Source organism: Streptomyces sp. NPDC055140 (assembly GCF_053607285.1).
In genome coordinates, this window is the sequence record NZ_JBSGTG010000028.1 from 1 (window position 1) to 18,368 (window position 18,368).

General features: G+C 70.3%; 18 protein-coding genes and 2 pseudogenes. 5 read left to right on the forward strand and 15 right to left on the reverse strand.

Annotation, left to right across the window (positions count from 1 at the left end; genetic code table 11):
• The 6 genes and pseudogenes from ACWFR4_RS37290 to ACWFR4_RS37315 all read right to left on the reverse strand — a co-directional run.
• Positions 1-472: pseudogene (locus ACWFR4_RS37290) on the reverse strand (potassium-transporting ATPase subunit KdpA); the annotation flags it as partial.
• A 116-nt stretch (positions 473-588) separates the two neighbouring features.
• Positions 589-678 carry a K(+)-transporting ATPase subunit F gene (kdpF, locus tag ACWFR4_RS37295; protein WP_351775843.1) on the reverse strand — a complete coding sequence of 30 codons (90 nt, stop codon included), beginning with the start codon at positions 676-678 and terminating at the stop codon, positions 589-591.
• 307 nt (positions 679-985) lie between these two features.
• The gene (locus ACWFR4_RS37300) at positions 986-1,789 is read right to left on the reverse strand and encodes a DUF4118 domain-containing protein (protein ID WP_453656263.1); all 804 of its coding nucleotides are present in this window, start codon (positions 1,787-1,789) and stop codon (positions 986-988) included.
• 24 nt (positions 1,790-1,813) lie between these two features.
• The gene (locus ACWFR4_RS37305) at positions 1,814-4,390 is read right to left on the reverse strand and encodes an ATP-binding protein (RefSeq protein WP_453656264.1); all 2,577 of its coding nucleotides are present in this window, start codon (positions 4,388-4,390) and stop codon (positions 1,814-1,816) included.
• A 173-nt stretch (positions 4,391-4,563) separates the two neighbouring features.
• Positions 4,564-5,418, reverse strand: a complete 855-nt coding sequence (locus ACWFR4_RS37310) for a hypothetical protein (protein ID WP_453656265.1) — start codon at positions 5,416-5,418, stop codon at positions 4,564-4,566.
• A gap of 513 nt (positions 5,419-5,931) precedes the next feature.
• Positions 5,932-6,075: a hypothetical protein gene (locus ACWFR4_RS37315; protein ID WP_453469286.1), complete on the reverse strand. Its 144-nt coding sequence runs from the start codon at positions 6,073-6,075 to the stop codon at positions 5,932-5,934.
• A 90-nt stretch (positions 6,076-6,165) separates the two neighbouring features.
• Here ACWFR4_RS37315 and ACWFR4_RS37320 point away from each other — a divergent pair, with 90 nt between their 5' ends.
• A complete protein-coding gene (locus ACWFR4_RS37320) occupies positions 6,166-6,303 on the forward strand; it encodes a hypothetical protein (protein ID WP_453656266.1) in 138 nt (45 codons plus the stop codon).
• 282 nt (positions 6,304-6,585) lie between these two features.
• On the opposite strand, the gene ACWFR4_RS37325 is transcribed toward ACWFR4_RS37320, so the two are convergent.
• The 7 genes and pseudogenes from ACWFR4_RS37325 to moaA form a co-directional block, all read right to left on the reverse strand.
• Entirely contained in the window at positions 6,586-7,281 is a 696-nt protein-coding gene (locus ACWFR4_RS37325; protein WP_453469288.1) for a L,D-transpeptidase family protein, read from the reverse strand.
• A gap of 155 nt (positions 7,282-7,436) precedes the next feature.
• On the reverse strand, positions 7,437-7,895 hold the full coding sequence (locus ACWFR4_RS37330) for an SRPBCC family protein (RefSeq protein WP_453469289.1): 459 nt from the start codon (positions 7,893-7,895) through the stop codon (positions 7,437-7,439).
• 198 nt (positions 7,896-8,093) lie between these two features.
• Complete coding sequence (locus ACWFR4_RS37335; protein WP_453656267.1) at positions 8,094-8,540, reverse strand: molybdenum cofactor biosynthesis protein MoaE; 447 nt, start codon at positions 8,538-8,540, stop codon at positions 8,094-8,096.
• A 94-nt stretch (positions 8,541-8,634) separates the two neighbouring features.
• Positions 8,635-8,898, reverse strand: a complete 264-nt coding sequence (locus ACWFR4_RS37340; protein WP_453656324.1) for a MoaD/ThiS family protein — start codon at positions 8,896-8,898, stop codon at positions 8,635-8,637.
• Between the two features lie 86 nt (positions 8,899-8,984).
• Positions 8,985-10,175 (reverse strand): molybdopterin molybdotransferase MoeA, encoded by a 1,191-nt coding sequence (locus ACWFR4_RS37345; protein WP_453656325.1) that lies wholly within the window; start codon positions 10,173-10,175, stop codon positions 8,985-8,987.
• A gap of 62 nt (positions 10,176-10,237) precedes the next feature.
• Positions 10,238-10,486: pseudogene (locus ACWFR4_RS37350) on the reverse strand (DUF6457 domain-containing protein); the annotation flags it as partial.
• A 68-nt stretch (positions 10,487-10,554) separates the two neighbouring features.
• Positions 10,555-11,565, reverse strand: coding sequence for a GTP 3',8-cyclase MoaA (gene moaA, locus ACWFR4_RS37355; RefSeq protein WP_453656326.1), 1,011 nt, complete (start codon positions 11,563-11,565; stop codon positions 10,555-10,557).
• A 481-nt stretch (positions 11,566-12,046) separates the two neighbouring features.
• On the opposite strand from moaA, the gene ACWFR4_RS37360 reads away from it, so the two are divergent.
• The 4 genes from ACWFR4_RS37360 (at position 12,047) to ACWFR4_RS37375 (ending at position 17,573) form a co-directional block, all read left to right on the forward strand.
• Positions 12,047-14,341, forward strand: a complete 2,295-nt coding sequence (locus ACWFR4_RS37360) for an FdhF/YdeP family oxidoreductase (protein ID WP_453656268.1) — start codon at positions 12,047-12,049, stop codon at positions 14,339-14,341.
• 105 nt (positions 14,342-14,446) lie between these two features.
• Positions 14,447-15,637 (forward strand): MFS transporter, encoded by a 1,191-nt coding sequence (locus tag ACWFR4_RS37365; RefSeq protein WP_453656269.1) that lies wholly within the window; start codon positions 14,447-14,449, stop codon positions 15,635-15,637.
• A 93-nt stretch (positions 15,638-15,730) separates the two neighbouring features.
• Positions 15,731-16,567: a formate dehydrogenase accessory sulfurtransferase FdhD gene (fdhD, locus tag ACWFR4_RS37370; protein WP_453656270.1), complete on the forward strand. Its 837-nt coding sequence runs from the start codon at positions 15,731-15,733 to the stop codon at positions 16,565-16,567.
• Between the two features lie 76 nt (positions 16,568-16,643).
• On the forward strand, positions 16,644-17,573 hold the full coding sequence (locus ACWFR4_RS37375; RefSeq protein ID WP_453656271.1) for a LysR family transcriptional regulator: 930 nt from the start codon (positions 16,644-16,646) through the stop codon (positions 17,571-17,573).
• A 10-nt stretch (positions 17,574-17,583) separates the two neighbouring features.
• Here ACWFR4_RS37375 and ACWFR4_RS37380 read toward each other — a convergent pair whose 3' ends face one another.
• Positions 17,584-18,045 (reverse strand): GreA/GreB family elongation factor, encoded by a 462-nt coding sequence (locus ACWFR4_RS37380; RefSeq protein WP_453467461.1) that lies wholly within the window; start codon positions 18,043-18,045, stop codon positions 17,584-17,586.
• Between the two features lie 40 nt (positions 18,046-18,085).
• Complete coding sequence (locus ACWFR4_RS37385) at positions 18,086-18,361, reverse strand: hypothetical protein (RefSeq protein ID WP_453467463.1); 276 nt, start codon at positions 18,359-18,361, stop codon at positions 18,086-18,088.
• Between the last annotated feature and the right edge of the window lie 7 nt (positions 18,362-18,368).

An 18,368-nucleotide genomic window follows, 5' to 3' on the forward strand; every position in this document is an offset into this window, starting at 1 on the left:
ATCGCACCGACCACCGAGATCGGGATCAGGATGCGGACCGTGCCGCGCACCAGGTCCGACCAGAAGTTGCCCAGCTCACCGGTGCGCGAACGGGCGAAGCCCCGCACGAGGGCGATGGCCACCGCGATACCGACGGCCGCGGAGACGAAGTTCTGCACCGCCAAGCCGGCCGTCTGCACCACATGACCCATGGCCTGCTCGCCGTAGTACGACTGCCAGTTGGTGTTGGCGACGAACGACGCGGCCGTGTTGAACGCCTGGTCCGGGTCGATCGCCTCGAAGCCCAGCGAACCCGGCAGACTGCCCTGGAAACGCTGCAACAAGTCAGGAAGAGGACGCTCACCGCGGAAAACGCCAGCACACCACGGAGGTATGCCATCCAGCGCATCTCGGTGTTCGGATTGGCGCCGATGCCCTTGTAGATCCACTTCTCCACACGCAGGTGCTTGTCGGAGGAATAGACCCGGGCCATGTAGTCACCCAGGGGACGGTAAGCGAGTGCCAGTGCCGCGATCAGAGCCAGCAATTGGAGCACGGCGGCGAGCACGGGGCTCATACCGCCCGCTGCGACAGCAGCTGATGTCACGGTCAGAACCTCTCCGGGAAGATCAGGGCGAGGACGAGATAGCCCAGCAGGGAGACGGCCACGATCAGGCCGACGATGTTCTCGGCAGTCACAGCTTCGTCACCCCCTTGGCGACAAGCGCCACCAGCGCGAAAACCGCGATCGTGGTGACGACGAAGGCCACGTCGGCCATCGTGAGCTCCTGGAAAAGGTCTGGAAGAGTGGTGCGGACGGTTAGAGGAAACCGCCTCTCTGGCCGGATCTGAGCGTCGTTGACGGCTCCCTTACGTCGATGTGCACCCCTTTGACGCGACTCTTACGGCCACCGGGCCGACCGGAGGGAAGGCACCACCACGCGGAGAGGGAATTCGTCAGAACGGTCCCCGCGGTCAGTTCCACCGCCCTCGGCCGAGTCCCGCGTCAGCCCTGCCTGACCGGCCCCGCCGAGTCCAGCACCGCGCCTGTCTGGTCGGTGAGGGTCACCGCGACCAGGCGGGCCTGGAGCGGCGGTACGGCGCCCGGGCCCGGCGTGAGCATGAAGCGGCCGAGGTAGCGGCCGTTGCCGTACGCGCGCAGTTCGATCTCGCCCTCAGGCCAGCCCGCGCCGTCGACGTCCCACTTCCTGCGGCCGACCATCACCTTCCCGTCCTGCTCCAGGCGGGGCGGCCGGCCCATGAGGGTGCCGTACTCGAAGCGACAGGCGCGCAGGCCCAGGAGTTCGGTCAGTTCGCACCGGACGTGGTCGACCACGATGTCCGAGGACTTGGCCGACTGGACGAGGCGGGCGGTCTCGTGGATGCGCGCGAGATGGCCGGCGTCGGTCACTGTGATCACCTCGAGGCGGCGCGCCCGGGCCGCGAGCTGGGACACGATCAGGCCGACGATCAGCAGCAGTACCGCCGTCTCGACGTCCGCGGAGGAGGTGACGTCGAAGGTCTCGTACGGGCGGGTCAGGAAGAAGTCGAACCAGGCCGCCGCCGACAGCGCCGAGAGCGCGCCCGCCGCGCGGCTGCCCACGGCCGAGACCGCGACGACCACCACGACCAGGATCAGCGCCGCGTTGGTGCGCGACAGGTCCGTGCGGAAGGGCACGAGCGCGAGTGCCACCGGGAAGGGGACTGCCAGGCCCGCCGCCAGGGCGAACCGGTCCCGTGGTGGCCAATGGCCCGGCACTGCGTCACCTCTGGTGCGGCGGGGCGTCCATCTGCGGCTTCCGGTCCTCACGAGGCACCTCCTGCGCGCTGCGCATCACGCGGATGCGGATGCGTCCGTCTGCTCGTTCTGCTTGAGCTGCTCGTTCTGCTCGAGCTGCTCGTTCTGCTCGAGCTGCTCGTTCTGCTCGAGCTGCTCGTTCTGCTCGGCGGTGGGCAGCGACACGACCATGGTCAGGCCACCGCCGGGTGTGTCTTCGGGGGTGAGGGTCCCGTTCATCGCCTCGGTCAGCCCCCGCGAGAGGGCCAGGCCCAGGCCCAGGCCGGTGGTGTTGTCGGTGTCGCCGAGACGTTGGAAGGGTTCGAAGAGGCGGTCCCTGCCGGACGGTGGAAGGCCCGGCCCACGGTCCACGACACGTACTTCCACCCGGCCCGCCAGGGCACTGGCGGTCACCAGCACCTTGCCCCCGGGCGGGGTGTGACCGGCGGCATTGGACACAAGGTTGGCGATCACTCGTTCCAGCAGCGGAGGATCGACCAGTACGGCCGGGAGCTGCTCGAGGCTGCCGGACTCGACCTCGGGGCCGCCCGGGGGCAGCGAGTCCAGTGCGGTCGGCAAGACCTCCTCCAGGCCGGTGACGCGCAGATTCAGCGTGAGGACACCCGCCTGGAGGCGGCTGAGGTCGAGCAGGTTCTCCACCAGCTGGTTGAGCTTGGCCATGGACTCGTCGGCGGTGGCGAGGAGCTCGTCCCGGTCCGCGGGCGAGAACTCCACGTCGCTGCTGCGCAGCGAGGCGACGGCGGCCCAGCCCGCCGCGAGCGGGGTACGCAGGTCGTGGCCGACGGCCCGCAGCAGTGCTGTCCGCATACGGTCGGCGGCCTTGACCGGTTCGACCTCGGCGGCGGCCTCGGCGAGCCGGGCCCGTTCGACGGCGCCCCCCACGTGCGCGGCGAAGGCGGCCAGGACCCGCCGCTCGGATGACGACAGGGTGCGGCCGCGCAGCACCAGGAAGGCGCCGGACCCCGCCGGCACGGCCGTCACGGGCTCTGTCCCGTTCCCCGTGTCGGGGGGCTCGTCGACCAGTTCCGTGGATGCCATCCCGAAGGTCTCCCGCGTACGTTCCAGCAGGGCCGGAATCGTCTGGCCGCCGCGCACGATGCTGCCCGCGAGCGAGGACATCGTCTCCGCCTCTGCGGTGGCACGGGCCGAGCGCCTGGACAGGCGCAGGGAGCGGTCGACGACCGCGGCCACCACGGCGGCCACCACGGTGAAGACCACCAGAGCCAGCAACGCGTTCGGATCGTCCATCGTGAACCGGCCTATGGGCGGGATGAACCAGTAATTGAGGAGGAGAGAGGCGGTGGCGGACGCGATCACCGCCGACACGACGCCGCCTATGCAGGCCACACCCACCACGGTGAGCAGGAACAGCAGGGCCTCGCTGGTGAGGTTCACGGTGCCGCGGACCTGGGCGAGGACGACGGTGAGCAGCACGGGCAGGGCCAGCCCGGCCACCGGTCCCGCGATCAGGCGGGGCGTCGAGAGGGTACGGCGCCTGGAGGGGAGCAGGGTGCCGCGCCCGGCGCGCTCGTGGGTGACCCGGTGGACGTCGATGTCACCCGAGAGCGCGACGACGGTCTCGCCGGTGCCGGGTCCCGTCAGGAACCTCTCCAGGCGGCCGCGACGGCTGGAGCCGAGTACGAGCTGGGTGGCGTCCTCGGCGCGGGCGAACTCCACCAGGGTGGCGGCGACGTCGACGCCGACCACCGAGTGGTAACTGCCGCCGAGATCCTCGACGAGCCGCCGTTGCCGGGTGAGTGAGGCGTGCGAGACTCCGGCTGCCAGTCCGTCGCTGCGCGCCACGTGCACGGCGAACAGGTCGCCGCCGGACGAGCGGTCGGCGATTCGGGCGGCCCGCCGGATGAGCGTGTCGCCCTCCGGCCCACCGGTCAGGGCCACGACGACCCGTTCGCGGGTTTCCCACACCCGGCCGATCGCGTGCTCGGCCCGGTACGACTGGAGCGCCTCGTCGACACGGTCGGCGACCCACAGCAGGGCGAGCTGGCGCAGCGCGGTCAGGTTGCCGGGCCGGAAGTAGTTGGCGAGCGCCGCGTCGATCTTCTCGGGCGGGTAGACGTTGCCGTGCGCCATGCGTCGGCGCAACCCCTCGGGCTCCATGTCCACCAGCTCGATGTGCCGGGCCCTGCGGACGACCTCGTCCGGCACCGTCTCGTGCTGCGGCACCCCGGTGATCTTCTCGACGACGTCCTTGAGGGACTCCAGGTTCTGGATGTCGACCGCCGTGATCACGTCGACCCCGGCCGCCACAAGGCGCTCGACGTCCTGCCAGCGCCTGGGGTTGCGCCCGCCGGGGACGTTCGTGTGCGCCAGCTCGTCGACGAGCGCGACCTCGGGGCGCCGGTCGAGCACCGCTTCGAGATCCATCTCCGTGAACACCTCGCCCCGGTGCTCGCACCGCGCACGTGGCAGGACCTCCAGCCCCTCCAGCATCCGCTCCGTGTGCGGCCGACCGTGGCACTCGACGAACCCCACCACCACGTCCGCGCCACGGGCGGCCCGGCGGCGCCCCTCGTCGAGCATCCGGTAGGTCTTGCCGACGCCCGGGGCAGCTCCGAGGTAGACCTTCAGTCGTCCGGGCCGTACGTCACTCATCGCAGCCGAAGCTCTCTGCTCGCTGGTTCAACGCTCGTGAGGGGAGGGGGCGCTTCTCCTACCGAAGCCCTTCCGGTGCCGGTCGAGGGCGGTCGGGGGCGGTCGTTAGCGCATCCTTGGCGCTCCTCAGGTGGACCTTGACGCCGTCTTGACGCCCTCATGGCGGCGGCCGCTCAGCGGAACTCGGCAAACCGCGGCCGCAGCCCCGACGCCGTGAGCGCCATCGCCGCGAGCAACAGTCCGCAAGCCCATGGGAGTTGCCCGGTCACGGCGGACCTGCCGTCCCGTACGGATGCGGTGAAGTGCTGCCGGTTGATGTCGGTCACCTTGTCGAGAGCGGCCATCCACTCACCGAAGTGCGCGTTGGATGTGCCCGCCTCCCATCCCATGCAGAACTCGACGGCCTCGCGCTCCTTGCCGGCCGCCAGCAGGGCGCGGATCCTGCGGTCGTCTCGCTCGTAGACGGCGTCGTTGGAGGCCACCAACTTGCGTGCACCCGGAAGGAGTCGGGTGCGCAGCAGATCGGTGGCCTTGCGATGGTCGGTGAGAGCGGCCGTCTTCCCGCCGCGGTGGCCGTCGTTCTCCAGGGCGCGCCCGATCAGCTCCTGGTATTCGGCGAAGTCGTCGGTGAGGGACTCCACCGTGTGCTCGTCGGTGCGGTCGCCCTGCGCGGCGACGGCGAGCGTCCGCAAGTCGTGTCCGATGTCGCGGCGGGATTCACCGTAGAAGCCGACCGCCTTCTCGTACGGCGTGTCCAATCTCCCTTTGCCCGCGTTGCCGCTGGACAACAGGATGTTGGCGGCCTGCGCGTCCATGTCGTTGAGCGCGAGATCGAGAGCGGCGGCGCTGGTGGAGCGGGGCGCGTCACGGCCCGCGACGGCGTCCCAGGTGCCGGTGAGACCGATCCCGGCGAGGGCGAGCAGCAGGGCCAGGGCGACGGCGAGCGAGACCGTGACCGCGCGCAGGAGGCGCAGCCGCGCGGGCAGGGTGGCCCAGAAACGGCGGTGCAGAGCGGCCCGCGCGGCCACGGTCTCACTCCGGAGGCGCCGCCAGGGGCCACCGGTCCGCGGCCCCCGTCGAGGCCGCGGACCGGATGCGCCCCGTGGCGGGGCGACCGGTCCCTGCTGTGGAGGGGCGACAGTCCTCTCCTCCGCTTCAGGACCACTTGCGGTTCCCACCGTGATGGTCATGAGCCCTCCCCCGTTCACACCACGGACGATCACCCGCCCCCGTGTCGCCCAGCCTGCGACCGGATTCGGCCACGAGCGGCCCGCGTTTACGCCCTCCTGACGCCTCTTCAGGCCTGTTTGACGAGACCTTGACGTCTCCGCCGCGCGGCCTCTCGGGGAGGCGCGGATCAAGGGCACGTATGCGCACGTCAGGGGCGCATCAGGGAACCTGGGTCGAGCTTGCCCGGGGCCTGCCGGTACGTCTTCCATGGACCCCAGGAACAACCTCACCAACCAGTCGGGGGCGTCGACGCGCTACTGAGAGCGCACCGCCTGTACGGGGCCAGCAACTCCGTTGCCAGTGAAGGAAGTTCATGCAGCCCGGACGATCAGTGGATCTGCGAGCTTGTTGAGGTGTCGTACCGTGCGGTCCTCCGTCGCGGCCGGGGCCGGATCCACCCGCGTGTCGCGGTCGTAGCAGGCGCCGTTGACGATCTCGACCGCCGGGTCACACACGCACACCACATGGGCGGCGCCTTCCGGCAGGCCTGGGCGTAGGCGGCGAGACGTGAGTGGCGGCGGGCACGGTCGGGGTCGCAGCCCGACGTGTCCGCGCCCGCCACGCGGACATACGTCCAGTTGCCGTACGCGTTGACGACCGAGCAGTGGTACCAGAGCTTGGAGCCGTTCTCGGCCAGGGCTACCGACGAGCACGTCTGGTACGGCCCGGTCACCATGTGGTAGCTGCCGGACATGTAGCCGTACGTTCCCGGGTTCGGGTCGCGGTGGGTCCAGCCGCTGCAACTCTTCGACACAGAGCTCGGCCTGGGCGTGGGCGGGGCCGGCGGCTGCGAGGCCGTGGCACCGCCGTCGCTGCTCGGTCGCGCCGACGACCCGGCCCCGTTGTGCGTGGCGCCCGCGCCCTCACCCCCCGCCTCGCCCGGCTGCTCCGACGGTGTGCGAGACGGCGCCTGCGAGCTCGCCGGGGAATGGGAACAGCGGAGACCTCGCGGCCGCCCGCTGGGCTCAGGTGCCCGGCTTACGGCCGTAGACGTAGACGTCGTCGCCCGTCTTCAGCAGGGACCAGTACTTCTTCGCGGTGGTACCGGTCATATTGACGCAGCCGTGCGAGCCGGGCGGGTTCCACATGCTCACGCCGACCGAGTGGAAGGCCTGGCCGCCGTCGAAGAACTGGCTGTAGGGCATGGGCACGTTGTAGATGCTCGACACGTGGTCGATGTGCCGCCAGTAGATCTTCTTCAGGCCGGTGCGGGTCTCATAGCCGTCACGGCCGGTGCGGACCGGCACCGGCCCGTAGACGAGGTTCTTGCCGTCCTGGATCCAGCTGAGCTGAAGCGTCAGGTTCACGCAGGCGATGCGCCCCTTGTTGACGGGGCATTTGCCGTCTTTGTTGGGATTGCCGCCGACGGCCTTCTGTTTGTTCATCAGGTCCATCACGCCCCACGTGACAGGCCCCGCGTAGCCGATGTTCGGGCTGATCCCGTGCTTGTTCTGGAAGGCCTGGACGGCCTTGCAGTCCGCGGCGGACTGCTTTCCGTCGACCGGCCGGCCGAGGAACCGCTCCACCTGCTTCTGATAGGGGCCGGTCGACGTCGTGCAGCTCGCGGCCTGCGCGGGCGCGGCGCCCAGCGCGAGTGTCAGCGGTGCGACGAGTCCGGTGATCCCGAGTGCGACGGCTCCCCGTCTGCGTATGTCCCCCATGGAAGGGCCTTTCCTGGCAGGGCGCTCGATGCGCCTGACGCGTTCTCTGCCAGGTAGACCGGTTGCGGGTCACGCAGGTTGCAGCCGTGCTCAGGCTGGGACCCAATGGTGATAATTCCGAAGCCTGCGCCGGTAAGGACTGCGGGGGAAGGGTGTCAGCGCGGGGGGATCGCCGCCTCGGCCGCCGCCTTGATCCTTGCGCCGAAGCCGTCGGCGTCCTTGCGGGCGGCGGTGAGCGCCAGGCCGACGAGGAGCTTGCCGATGCCGTGGCCTTCCAGCACGTTGAAAATGCGGACCTGCGTCCGGCTGTCGGACAGCGGCTCCAGGTCGTAGCCGCCCTCCCGTGCCATCACGCTGTTCTTCGACACCTCGGCCCAGCGGATCTTCAGCGGGGCGTCGAGGGCGGTGATGCGGAACTCCCTCGCGGTCTTCATCCCGGCGTCCTTGACGGTGCTCCGGAAGACGGTGCCGATGTTGGTCGGGGTGTCCGGAACGCGCTCGATCTTGAGCACGCGGGGGCTGAACTCCGGATCGTTCCGTCCGTCGGCGAGATACTCGAAGACCTCGTCGACGGGCCGATCGACCAGGAACGTCGCGTCGAACCGTCCTGACATGGGCACTCCCGCCTTGTCGTAGCAGCACGGCGACCCTACGTGACGGCCGGGCAACCCGCGCGGCGGCCGCAACGGGCTGCGCGCCGGAGCGTCGGTCTGGACACTTCGATCGGACGAGGAGGCCCGGTCGAGCACCTTCGGACGACCGCGGCGAAGGCAGGCGCCGACCACACACCCATGGTGACCAGCGGAAGAGCGTCAGCAGGCGCCGACCCACTCCTCGTCGCCGTCCGAGAAGAACTGGTGCTTCCAGATCGGCACCTCGTGCTTGAGGTCCTCGACGAGGCGGGCGCAGGCGGCGAAGGCCTCCGCGCGGTGCGGGCAGGAGACCGCCGCGATCACGGCGACGTCGCCGATCGCCAGACGGCCCGTCCGATGGACGGCTGCGAGGGCGCTGACCGGGAAGTCGGCGGCGACCTTCTCGGCGACCCGGCGCAACTCGCTCTCTGCGGCGGGGTGGGCGCTGTATTCGAGGGCCTCCACCGACCTGCCGCCGTCATGGTTGCGCACGGTGCCGACAAAGACGGCGGTGCCCCCGGCGGCGGCATCGCCCACGGTCTCGTACACCTCGTCCAGAGAGAGCGGGGTGTCGCGGATTGCGAGCAGTTGTACGGGATGGCCTGAGGGGTCCGGGGTGTGCGGCATGGTTCGTTCCTGAGGGTGGACGGTGCGGGATGTGGCGTCGTACGCGGGGGCCGATAGTTTGAACTCCGGCCTATACATACGGAGTTGGGCCGGGTCAGCCGCCCGCAAACGGGGGCAGTACCTCGATCGTTCCCCCTGGGGTGAGCTGGACCGAAGCGTGGTCGCGTCCGCCGACCGGGCTGCCGTCAACGAGGAACGAGCAGTAGCCGAACACCCGCGCCAACCGAGGACGGTCGTCGTGCCGCGAACGGACCTGTTCCAGCGCCTCCGCGAGTGTCGCCGCGCGGTAGGGCTCCTCCGCCGTACCGGCCGCCGCCTTGGCCGCTGCCCAGTAGCGGATGGTGCCGGCGGGCGTCATCGGCGTCGCCACAACTGTGCCTCCTGTTGCTGAACTGCCCTGATCTGTCGTTCCGTTCGCCGTTGCCGTCGGGGGTTCCCACGCGGTCACAGTCCGGGTACCTCCAAGACCTCCGCGGTGGCCCCGGCGGGCACGCCTCCGGGCGGGACGACCGCGAGGCCGTCGGCGAACGCCAGCCCGCGCAGCATCGCCGGGCCGTCGAACGGGAGCGGTGCCACTGCGTGGTCCGTGCGGTGCACCGGCAGCAGCCGGGTGTCCCTCGGGTGCCCCGGAAGCGGGGCGGCGGCGCGCATCCGGCAGGGTTCCGCGTCCGCGTGCCCGCCGAGGCGCCGCAGCAGCGGCGCGGCCAGTGTCACCGTGCCGGCGACGGCGGCAAGTGGATTGCCGGGCAGGCCGACCAACCGGCGGGTCCGGCCGTCGGGAGTCGGCAGCAGCTCGGCGAGCAACATGGGGTGGCCGGGCCGTACGGCGACGGCGTCGACGAGCAGGCGGGCGCCCGCTTCTTCGAGGGTGGCGTGCAGGAAGTCCACCGGGCCGGCGGCGGTGCTGCCGGTGGTGACGACGACATCGGCGGGCGAGTTGTGTACGGCCTCCCGCAGCAGCCCCAAGTCGTCCGCCACCCGTCGGCTGCCGATCACGTCGGCGCCGCAACTTCGCAGCCACGGCGGCAGCATGGGGCCCAGCGCGTCGCGTACCTGCCCGTGCCGGGGCAGGCCGGACTCCAGCAACTCGTCGCCCAGTAACAGAAGTTCGACGGTCGGGCGGCGGTGCACGGCGAGCCGGTCGTACCCGGCCGCCGCGGCGAGTCCCAGCACGGCGGGGGTCACCGTGATGCCGGCCGGGATCAGTACCTCGCCCGCGTGGCACTCCTGGCCACGCGGCCGGATGTCGCGGCCCGGAGCCACCGAGCCGGGTCCGGTGGAGCGATCGTGCAGCGTGCCGCCCTCGGTGTCGAACTCCCCATGTTCCCTTCGCAGCACGGCCGTTGCGCCCGTCGGCAGCCGGGCGCCGGTGGCGATGGGGACGGCGGTGCCGTAGTCGCTGAGCGGCGCGGACCGGTCGCCGGCCAGGACGGCGGCGCCGCCCACCAGCCACGGTCCCGGTCCGGCCACGGCCCAGCCGTCCATCGCGGACGTGTCGAACGGCGGCAGATCGGTGAGGGCCGTCAACGGTTCGGCGAGAGCGTGACCGAGCGCGTCCGCCAGGGACCGCTTGACGACAGGCAGCGGCTGTCCGACGCAGTCCCGTGCTGTCTGCCGGGCCTGTTCCCAGGCCATGTGGGTGTCTGCTGTCACTCCCGCTGTCCCGGTGCCGTCCAGGGTGTGCGTGCCTGCCGGGGTCATGCGGTCCCCGCGCTGTTCTCGGGCTCGGCAGCCCAGCGCTCGGCCAGCGCCGTCACCCTGCGGTTCGCCTCGGCGACGGCCTCGGGCCCGCCGCCCGCCTGCGCGGCGGCATAGCCGACCAGGAATGAGGTCAGTGGCGCCGCCGGGCGGGCCACACCATGGGCGACGACCTTGGTCATGTCGAGCAGTTCGGCGACATCGACGTCAAGGTCGACGCCGAGTTCGGACTTGACGTCCTCGATCCATTTGCGCATCCAGCTCACCTTTGTTCGTTTCTTCGGCCCGTAGTCCGTCTTGGGCGGCCCTGGGCCCGTCAGCCGCCGATGGCCGACATCGGGCGGTCCGGGCGGCGGAACTCCGGACTGTTGATCGCGTGGCCGGGACCCTTTCCGCCGACCGAGGTCCGCCACGCCGCCTCCACCGTCGCGTCGTCGGCGCCCCGACGCAGCAGGGACCGCAGGTCGGACTCCTCGGTGGCGAAGAGGCAGTTGCGCAACTGCCCGTCCGCCGTCAGCCGCACGCGGTCGCATGTTCCGCAGAACGGTCGGGTGACACTGGCGATGACACCCGCCAGGGCCTCCGTGCCGGCGATCCGCCACTCCTCCGCGGGCGCGTTGTCCTGCCGCCCGACCGGCACCAGTTCGAAGCGCTCGCCGAGCCGGTCGAGGACCTCCGCCGCCGTGACCATCCGGTCCCGGTCCCAGGCACCCTGCGCATCGAGCGGCATCGATTCGATGAACCGCATCTGGTAGCCGTTCTCCGCCGCGAACGCGGTCAGGTCGACGATCTCGTCGTCGTTGACCCCCCGCACCGGCACCGCGTTGATCTTCACGGGGTTCAGGCCTGCGTCACGCGCGGCCGAGAGCCCGGCCAGTACGTCCTTGATCCGGTCGCGCCGCGTGATCTCGGCGAACCGCTCCGGGCGCAGCGTGTCGAGGCTGACGTTCACCCGGCTGAGCCCGGCCTCCCGCAGGGCGACGGCACTGCGGGCCAGGCCGATGCCGTTGGTGGTGATCGACAGTTCCGGAGCCGGGTCCAGGGCGGACAGGCGGGCCACCAGACCGGGCAGGCCTCGGCGCAGCAGCGGCTCACCGCCGGTCAGCCGGACCTCGGTGATCCCGAGGCGCTCGGTGCCGATACGGACCAGACGTACGACCTCGTCGTCGGTGAGGACTTCGGCACGGGGCAGCCAGTTCAGACCCTCGGCCGGCATGCAGTACGTGCACCGCAGGTTGCAGCGGTCGGTGAGGGAGACCCGCAGGTCCGTGTGGACCCGCCCGAAGCGGTCCACGAGGGGCAACGGAACGCCGGGAAGGCGCTCCACAGTGTCGTGCCGGGACAGACCGGGACCGGTCGGATCGTCGCTGTGATCAAGCACGGTTGCGCCCTCCCATGAAATACCGGAAGCCGGGGTTGGTGAAACATTAGAGACCAGGGTTCGCGAATTATCCAGGGGTCGGAATCCGACTCCTTTCGCCACTCCACCCATTCCTCACTCATCGATCATCATCGGAAGGTTTCCCGAAGAAGTCAAAGAGGGGTTCTCGATGGCATCATCGGTCAGGGCTATCGGACCCCAGGCCCTAGGCGGGGCAAGGGAAGTACGGTGATAAGCGGCACCTATCAGGTGATCGGAAATGCCTCTTTGACGGCACCCGTGGATTGCAGGAAACTTCTCTCGCGGCGATGAGGCGTAATACGTGAACGGCGTGCGTAAGTGAACCGCGTAAAAGCGAGCACGGAAAACAGGCCGTTTCCGGGGACCCGTCCACCCAGGTGCACGGAAGAAAGAGGCAGACCAGATCATGAGCAGCAGCATCGAGGACCCGATCGACGACCTGACGGTCACGCCCCCCAAGACCTGGGCGACGGGTCTCCCCGCCGTGACGCACGCGCTGGAGTACTCCCTCAGCCAGACGTCCCCGCGCCGCACCATGCTGACGCTGCTGAACATCAACCAGGCCAAGGGCATCGACTGCCCCGGCTGTGCCTGGCCCGAGCCCGCGCCGGGCAAGCGGCACATGAACGAGTACTGCGAGAACGGCGCCAAGCACATCAACGACGAGGCCACCTCGCGCCGCGTCACCCGTGACTTCTTCCGCGAGCACTCGATCGCCGAGCTGGACTCCAAGTCGGACTACTGGCTCAACCAGCAGGGCCGGCTGACCGAGCCGATGGTCAAGCGCCCCGGCGCGACCCACTACGAACCGATCGGCTGGGACGAGGCGTTCGGCATCCTCGCCCAGGAGCTCAAACAGCTCACCTCGCCCGACGAGGCCCTCTTCTATGTCTCGGGCCGCCTCAACAACGAGGCCGCGTTCCTCCTCCAGCTCTTCGCCCGCGCGTACGGCACGAACAACCTGCCGGACTGCTCCAACATGTGCCACGAGTCCAGCGGTTCCGCGATGTCGGAGACTCTGGGCATCGGCAAGGGCACGGTCTCGCTCGATGACCTGGAGAACTCCGACCTGGTCTTCGTCGTGGGTCAGAACCCGGGCACCAACCACCCGCGCATGCTGTCCTCGCTGGAGGAGACCAAGCGCAACGGCGGCAAGATCGTCGCCGTCAACACGCTCCCCGAGGCCGGCCTGCTGCGCTTCAAGCACCCGCAGCGCCCGCGCGGCATCGTCGGCAAGGGCACGCAGATCGCCGACCAGTTCCTGCACATCCGGGCCGGCGGCGACCTCGCCCTGTTCCAGGCCCTGAACCTGCTGCTCCTGGAGGCCGAGGACGCCAACCCGGGCACGGTGATCGACCACGCCTTCGTCGAGAAGAACACCATCGGCTTCGAGGCCTTCGAGAAGCACGCGCGCCAGGTCACCTGGGAGCACATCTACGACGCCACCGGCCTGTCCCGTGAGGAGATCGACGAGGTCTTCGAGCGCGTCCTGAAGGCCGAGTCGGTCATTGTGTGCTGGGCGATGGGCCTCACCCAGCACAAGCACGGCGTCCCCTCCATCCGCGAAGTCATCAACTTCCTCATGCTGCGCGGCAACATCGGCAAGCCCGGTGCGGGCGCGTGCCCGGTGCGCGGCCACAGCAACGTGCAGGGCGACCGCACGATGGGCGTGTGGGAACGGATGCCGCAGAAGTTCCTGGACTCCCTGGGCAAGGAGTTCGGCTTCACGCCGCCCAGCCACCACGGCCTGGACGCCGTCGACGGCATCCGCGCCATGTACGAGAAGCGCGCCAGGTTCTTCCTCGGCGTCGCCGGCAACTTCGTACGGGCCACCCCGGACAGCGAGGTCACCGAGCAGGCGATGCGCAACTGCAGCCTGACGGCCCACGTCTCGACGAAGCTCAACCGTTCGCACACGGTGTGCGGAGAGACCGCGCTGATCCTGCCCACCCTGGGCCGCAGCGACAAGGACTTCCAGGCCACCGGCGAGCAGTTCATCACCGTCGAGGACTCGATGAGCGACGTGCATGCCTCCCGCGGCAAGCTGCCGCCGGCCTCCCCGCACCTGCTCAGCGAGGTCGCCATCATCAGCCGCATGGCCCTCGCGACCATCGGCGACAAGTACGGCATCCCGTGGCAGGGCTTCGAGGACGACTACGGCACCGTCCGCGACCGGATCTCCCGCGTCATCCCGGGCTTCGAGGACTTCAACGAGCGTGTCTCCGTGCCGGGTGGCTTCAACCTGCCCAACCCGGCCAACCGCGGCGTCTTCAACACCCCGAGCGGCAAGGCCGTGTTCACGCAGAACGAGTTCACCATGCCGCACGTGCCCGCGGGCCACCTGCTGCTCCAGACGCTGCGCTCGCACGACCAGTGGAACACCATCTGGTACGCGCCCAACGACCGTTACCGCGGCATCCACAACGCCCGCCGTGTCGTCATGGTGAACCCCGCGGACCTCGAGCTGCTCGGCATCGAGGACGGCACCATGGTCGACCTGGTCAGCGTCTGGCACGACGACAGGGAGCGCCGCGCCGAGAACTTCAAGGTCGTCGCCTACCCGGCGAGCCGCGGATCCGCCGCGGCCTACTACCCCGAGACGAACGTCCTGGTCCCGCTGGACAGCGTCGCCGACATCAGCAACTGCCCCACTTCCAAGGGAGTTGTGGTGCGTCTGGAGCCCGTCGTCACTCCGAGCTGACCCGACACCCGGCACTCCCGGAGAGATTCGGGCAGTGCCGGAGTTCTCGGAGCGCCCGTCGTGACGGCGGGCCGAAGCACCGTGTTCAGAAAGGTACTTGGCTGCATGCCCGCATCTCGCGCCGTCCGCGGTTGGCTTCCGGCGGCGGCCGCGGTGTTCGCCGCCGGGTGGGGCGCGAACCAGTTCACCCCGCTCGCGGTGGTGTACCGGACGCAGGAGCACTGGCCTGCAGTACCGGTCGCCGCGATGTTCACCACCTACCTGCTGGGTCTCGTGCCCGGTCTGCTGCTCGGCGGCCCGGCCGCGGATCGGCTGGGCCGATGCCTCACAGTCCGGCCCGCCCTGGCCCTGTCCGCTGTCGCGAGCGCCTTGCTGGCCGCGGCGCCGGTGAGCCCGAACCTCGTCTACCTGAGCCGCCCGGCCACCGGATTCGCGGCGGGTGTCGTCCTGACCGCGGGCACCACATGGCTTCGAGAGCTGCCGGCCGGGGCCGGGTGCCCGGGTGCCGGCGCCCGACGCGCGACGTACGCCACCGGTGGCAGCTTCGCGGCCGGTGCGGTGACGGCGGGCGCTCTCGCCGAGTGGCTGCCGCACCCGATGGTGCTGCCCGGCCTCGCCCACTGTCTGCTGGTCCTGCTCGTGCTCGGCGCGACCAGGCGCGTACCGGAGACGGCGCCGGTGCCCGGTGCCGCCCCGGTGACGTCCCGTGCCGTGGAACTGCACCGGGCGGTCGTCAGGAACAGGCGCTTCCTGTGGGTCGTGCTTCCCGCGAGCCCGGCGGTCTTCGGCGCCGCGACCGTGGCGTACGTCGTGCTGCCGCCGCTGGTGGCCAACCGGGTTCCCGGATACGCGCCGCTCTTCAGCGGTCTCGTGACGGCGCTGACTCTCACGATGGGCATCGTCGCCCAGCCCCTTGCCGTATGGCTGGACCATGCGCACAGCGCGCGGGCCACCCTGGCTGCCATGGTCACCGTGATCGGCGGACTGACGGTGGGCGCATTCGCCGCGCACCGGAACTCCGCCGCTCTGGTGATGGCCGCCGCGGCGCTGCTCGGCGCCGGATACGGGCTCATGCCGGCGGCCGGCCTGATGGAGATCGAACGGCTCATGCCACCGAGGACCCACACCCCTCGACGGCGGTCCTCTACCAGGGCGCCACCTACAGCGGCTTCCTCACGCCGCTCGTGCTGGCCCTCACGGCGGGTGCCGGCACCGCCCCCTACCCGGAGCTCCTGGCGGGCATGGCGGCCGTGGGCCTGCTGTGCATGGCCGTCAGGGCGAGGCACAGCCGTCTGAGTCTTCCCTGATGGCACGGCCGCAGGACGAGGTCCGCCATGAGTCATATCGTCGACAACATCGGAGTACTGCTCCGAAGAGAGGAGCAACATCATGGGACGCGTGACCGCGCGGCGGCGTGTGCTGCGAGTTCGGGACGGGGTGTCCTCGTACCGGCCTGACACGATGGCCGTCGAGGAGCCGATGGAGATCAGGGTGGGCGGACGTCCGCTCACGGTGACCATGCGGACACCGGGCGACGACTTCGATCTCGCGGCCGGGTTCCTGGTGAGCGAGGGCGTGGTGCACTCCGCCGGCGATGTGGCCGGGATCCGCTACTGCGCGGGCGCCACATCCGACGGCGGCAACACGTACAACGTCGTGGATGTGGCCCTGGGCCCCGGCGTGGCCGCCCCTGACGCCTCTCTCGAGCGGAACTTCTACACGACGTCCTCGTGCGGGCTGTGCGGCAAGGCGAGCCTGGAAGCGGTGCGCACCTCGGCGGCGTGGACCGTCTCCGAGGATCCGCTGCGCGTCGGTCCCGAGCTGGTGACGGCGCTGCCGGACCGGCTGCGGGCGGCCCAGAAAGTGTTCGACAGCACGGGCGGCCTGCACGCCGCCGCCCTGTTCGGCGCCGACGGGGAGATGCTGTGCCTGCGTGAGGACGTCGGACGGCACAACGCCGTCGACAAGGTCGTCGGCCACGCACTGCGCGAGGGGCTGCTGCCGCTGCGCGAGACCGTTTTGATGGTGAGCGGCCGGGCCTCCTTCGAGCTGGTGCAGAAGGCACTGATGGCCGGAATCCCGATGCTGGCGGCCGTCTCCGCCCCGTCGTCGCTCGCCGTGGACCTCGCCGCCGAGAGCGGCCTGACCCTGATCGGCTTCCTGCGCGGCACCTCGATGAACGTCTACACCGGTGCCGAGCGGCTGGCTCAGGTGCCCGTGGCCTGATGTCCTGACCGGTGACTCGTCCGGCGGCGAGCGAGCCCGATTGGCTTTCCCCTGGGCCGTCCGGTAGACCCGTGGCGTGCTGTTTCGCCAACTCGAATACCTGGTGGCCCTCTCGCGGGAGCGCCACTTCGCCCGCGCCGCCCAGGCCTGTTACGTCTCCCAGCCCGCCCTCTCGGAGGCGATCCGCAAGCTGGAGGAGGAGCTGGACGTGCCGCTGGTCCGGCGCGGCCGCAAGTACGAGGGCCTCACGCCCGAGGGTGAGCGCATCGTGGTGTGGGCGCAGCGGATCCTGGCCGATCGCGACGCGCTCAAGGACGAGGTCGGCGCGCTGCGCACCGGGCTGAGCGGCCGGATGCGGATCGGCTCGGTCCCGACCGCGTCCGGCGCCGTCTCCCTGCTGACCGGCCCGTTCTGCGCGGAGCACCCGCTGGTGACCGTGGAGGTGATAGCGGACCTCCAGTCGCGGGACATCCTGAGGCAGCTGCAGAACTTCGAGATCGACGCCGGAATCACCTATCTGCACAAGGACCTTGCGGAGCACTTCCACACCGTCCCGCTGTACGAGGAGCGGTACGTGCTCCTGATCACGGCCGCCGATGCGCTGGCGCATCGGACGACGGCGACGTGGGCGGAGGCGTCGCGGTTGGCGCTGTGCCTGCTGACCGACTCCATGCAGGGGCGCCGGGTGCTGGACGAGGTGTTCGCCGAGGCCGGGACCCGGCCGTCGCCCCGGATCGAGACCGACTCGGTGGGCGCGCTGTTCGCCCATGTCAGGACGGGCCGGTGGGCCAGCATCGTGCCGCACGCGTGGCTGCATGTCTTCGGCGTCCCGCACGGCATGCGGGCGGTGCCGCTCGTCGAGCCCGCCCGCACAGTGCCGGTCGGACTCGTGGTCACGGCCCGCGAGCCGGGTTCGGTCATGGCCCGCGCGCTGACGGAAGTCGCCCGGCAAACCGATGTGGCGGCCGCGCTGGAACGCCTCCCGGGGGAACCCGGGGGCCCGTAGACGCGTCCGGCTACTCGCCGAGGGACACGACCGTGACTGTCGCCTGCCCGTCGGGCGCGGCATAGCTGACGCTGTCGCCCGCACGGTGTCCCAGCAGCGCGCTGCCGAGCGGGCTGTCGGCGGTGACCAGTGTCTGGTCCAGTACCGCCGCGCCCTCGCCGATCTGGACGGTCTCCACCGAGTCGTCCGCGTACCGCACCTCGACCGTGCTGCCCACGCCCACGACGTCCGTGCTGGGCCGGCCGGCGTCGGCGGCGGCGTGCAGGCGCACCTTGATCTCGTCGATGCGGGCGTCGAGACGGTCCACCTCGTCGGAGCGGATCAACTCGTCGGCCTGGTCGGCGTGGTCGCCCACCTCGGTGGTGTCCTGCAACGTGGCGGCGTCCGCGTCGCGTTCGGCCGTCACGTCGGCGAGTTCCTGCTCGAGTGCGCGGCGCTCGGTGGCGCTCATCGGTTCGGGCTCTCCGCTCATTCCAGCTCCCTTCACTTGTCGTGGCCGGTGTGCGGGAAGGTCACCTGTCGTAGCGGGTCGGCGGGAATGCCTCCCGCTCCGCCCGGGACATCTTGCCGCTCGGTGTCTCGCCGCTGTCGACCTTGCGGTCGACCTCCCTCTGGATCTCCTCGTACTGCTTCGCGGGCCGCTCGGGCGCCTTCACCCGTAGCCCGACCTCCCGCAGGTCCTCCTGGGTGCGCCTTTCGAGTGCGTCCACGTCGGGACGCAGAGGCATGCCGCGCCGGTCGTCGGGGTTGCCCTCGACGGCTCGGTTGGACTTGTGGTGACGGACCATGTGTCCT

Bases quoted from the DNA above. Each gene is read 5' to 3' on its own strand.
- ACWFR4_RS37305 (WP_453656264.1), bottom strand. From the start codon at position 4,390: ATGAGTGACGTACGGCCCGGACGACTGAAGGTCTACCTCGGAGCTGCC.
- ACWFR4_RS37325 (WP_453469288.1), bottom strand. From the start codon at position 7,281: ATGGGGGACATACGCAGACGGGGAGCCGTCGCACTCGGGATCACCGGA.
- ACWFR4_RS37330 (WP_453469289.1), bottom strand. From the start codon at position 7,895: ATGTCAGGACGGTTCGACGCGACGTTCCTGGTCGATCGGCCCGTCGAC.
- ACWFR4_RS37335 (WP_453656267.1), bottom strand. From the start codon at position 8,540: ATGCCGCACACCCCGGACCCCTCAGGCCATCCCGTACAACTGCTCGCA.
- ACWFR4_RS37340 (WP_453656324.1), bottom strand. From the start codon at position 8,898: ATGACGCCCGCCGGCACCATCCGCTACTGGGCAGCGGCCAAGGCGGCG.
- ACWFR4_RS37345 (WP_453656325.1), bottom strand. From the start codon at position 10,175: ATGGCCTGGGAACAGGCCCGGCAGACAGCACGGGACTGCGTCGGACAG.
- ACWFR4_RS37360 (WP_453656268.1), top strand. From the start codon at position 12,047: ATGAGCAGCAGCATCGAGGACCCGATCGACGACCTGACGGTCACGCCC.
- ACWFR4_RS37365 (WP_453656269.1), top strand. From the start codon at position 14,447: ATGCCCGCATCTCGCGCCGTCCGCGGTTGGCTTCCGGCGGCGGCCGCG.
- fdhD (WP_453656270.1), top strand. From the start codon at position 15,731: ATGGGACGCGTGACCGCGCGGCGGCGTGTGCTGCGAGTTCGGGACGGG.
- ACWFR4_RS37380 (WP_453467461.1), bottom strand. From the start codon at position 18,045: ATGAGCGGAGAGCCCGAACCGATGAGCGCCACCGAGCGCCGCGCACTC.
- ACWFR4_RS37385 (WP_453467463.1), bottom strand. From the start codon at position 18,361: ATGGTCCGTCACCACAAGTCCAACCGAGCCGTCGAGGGCAACCCCGAC.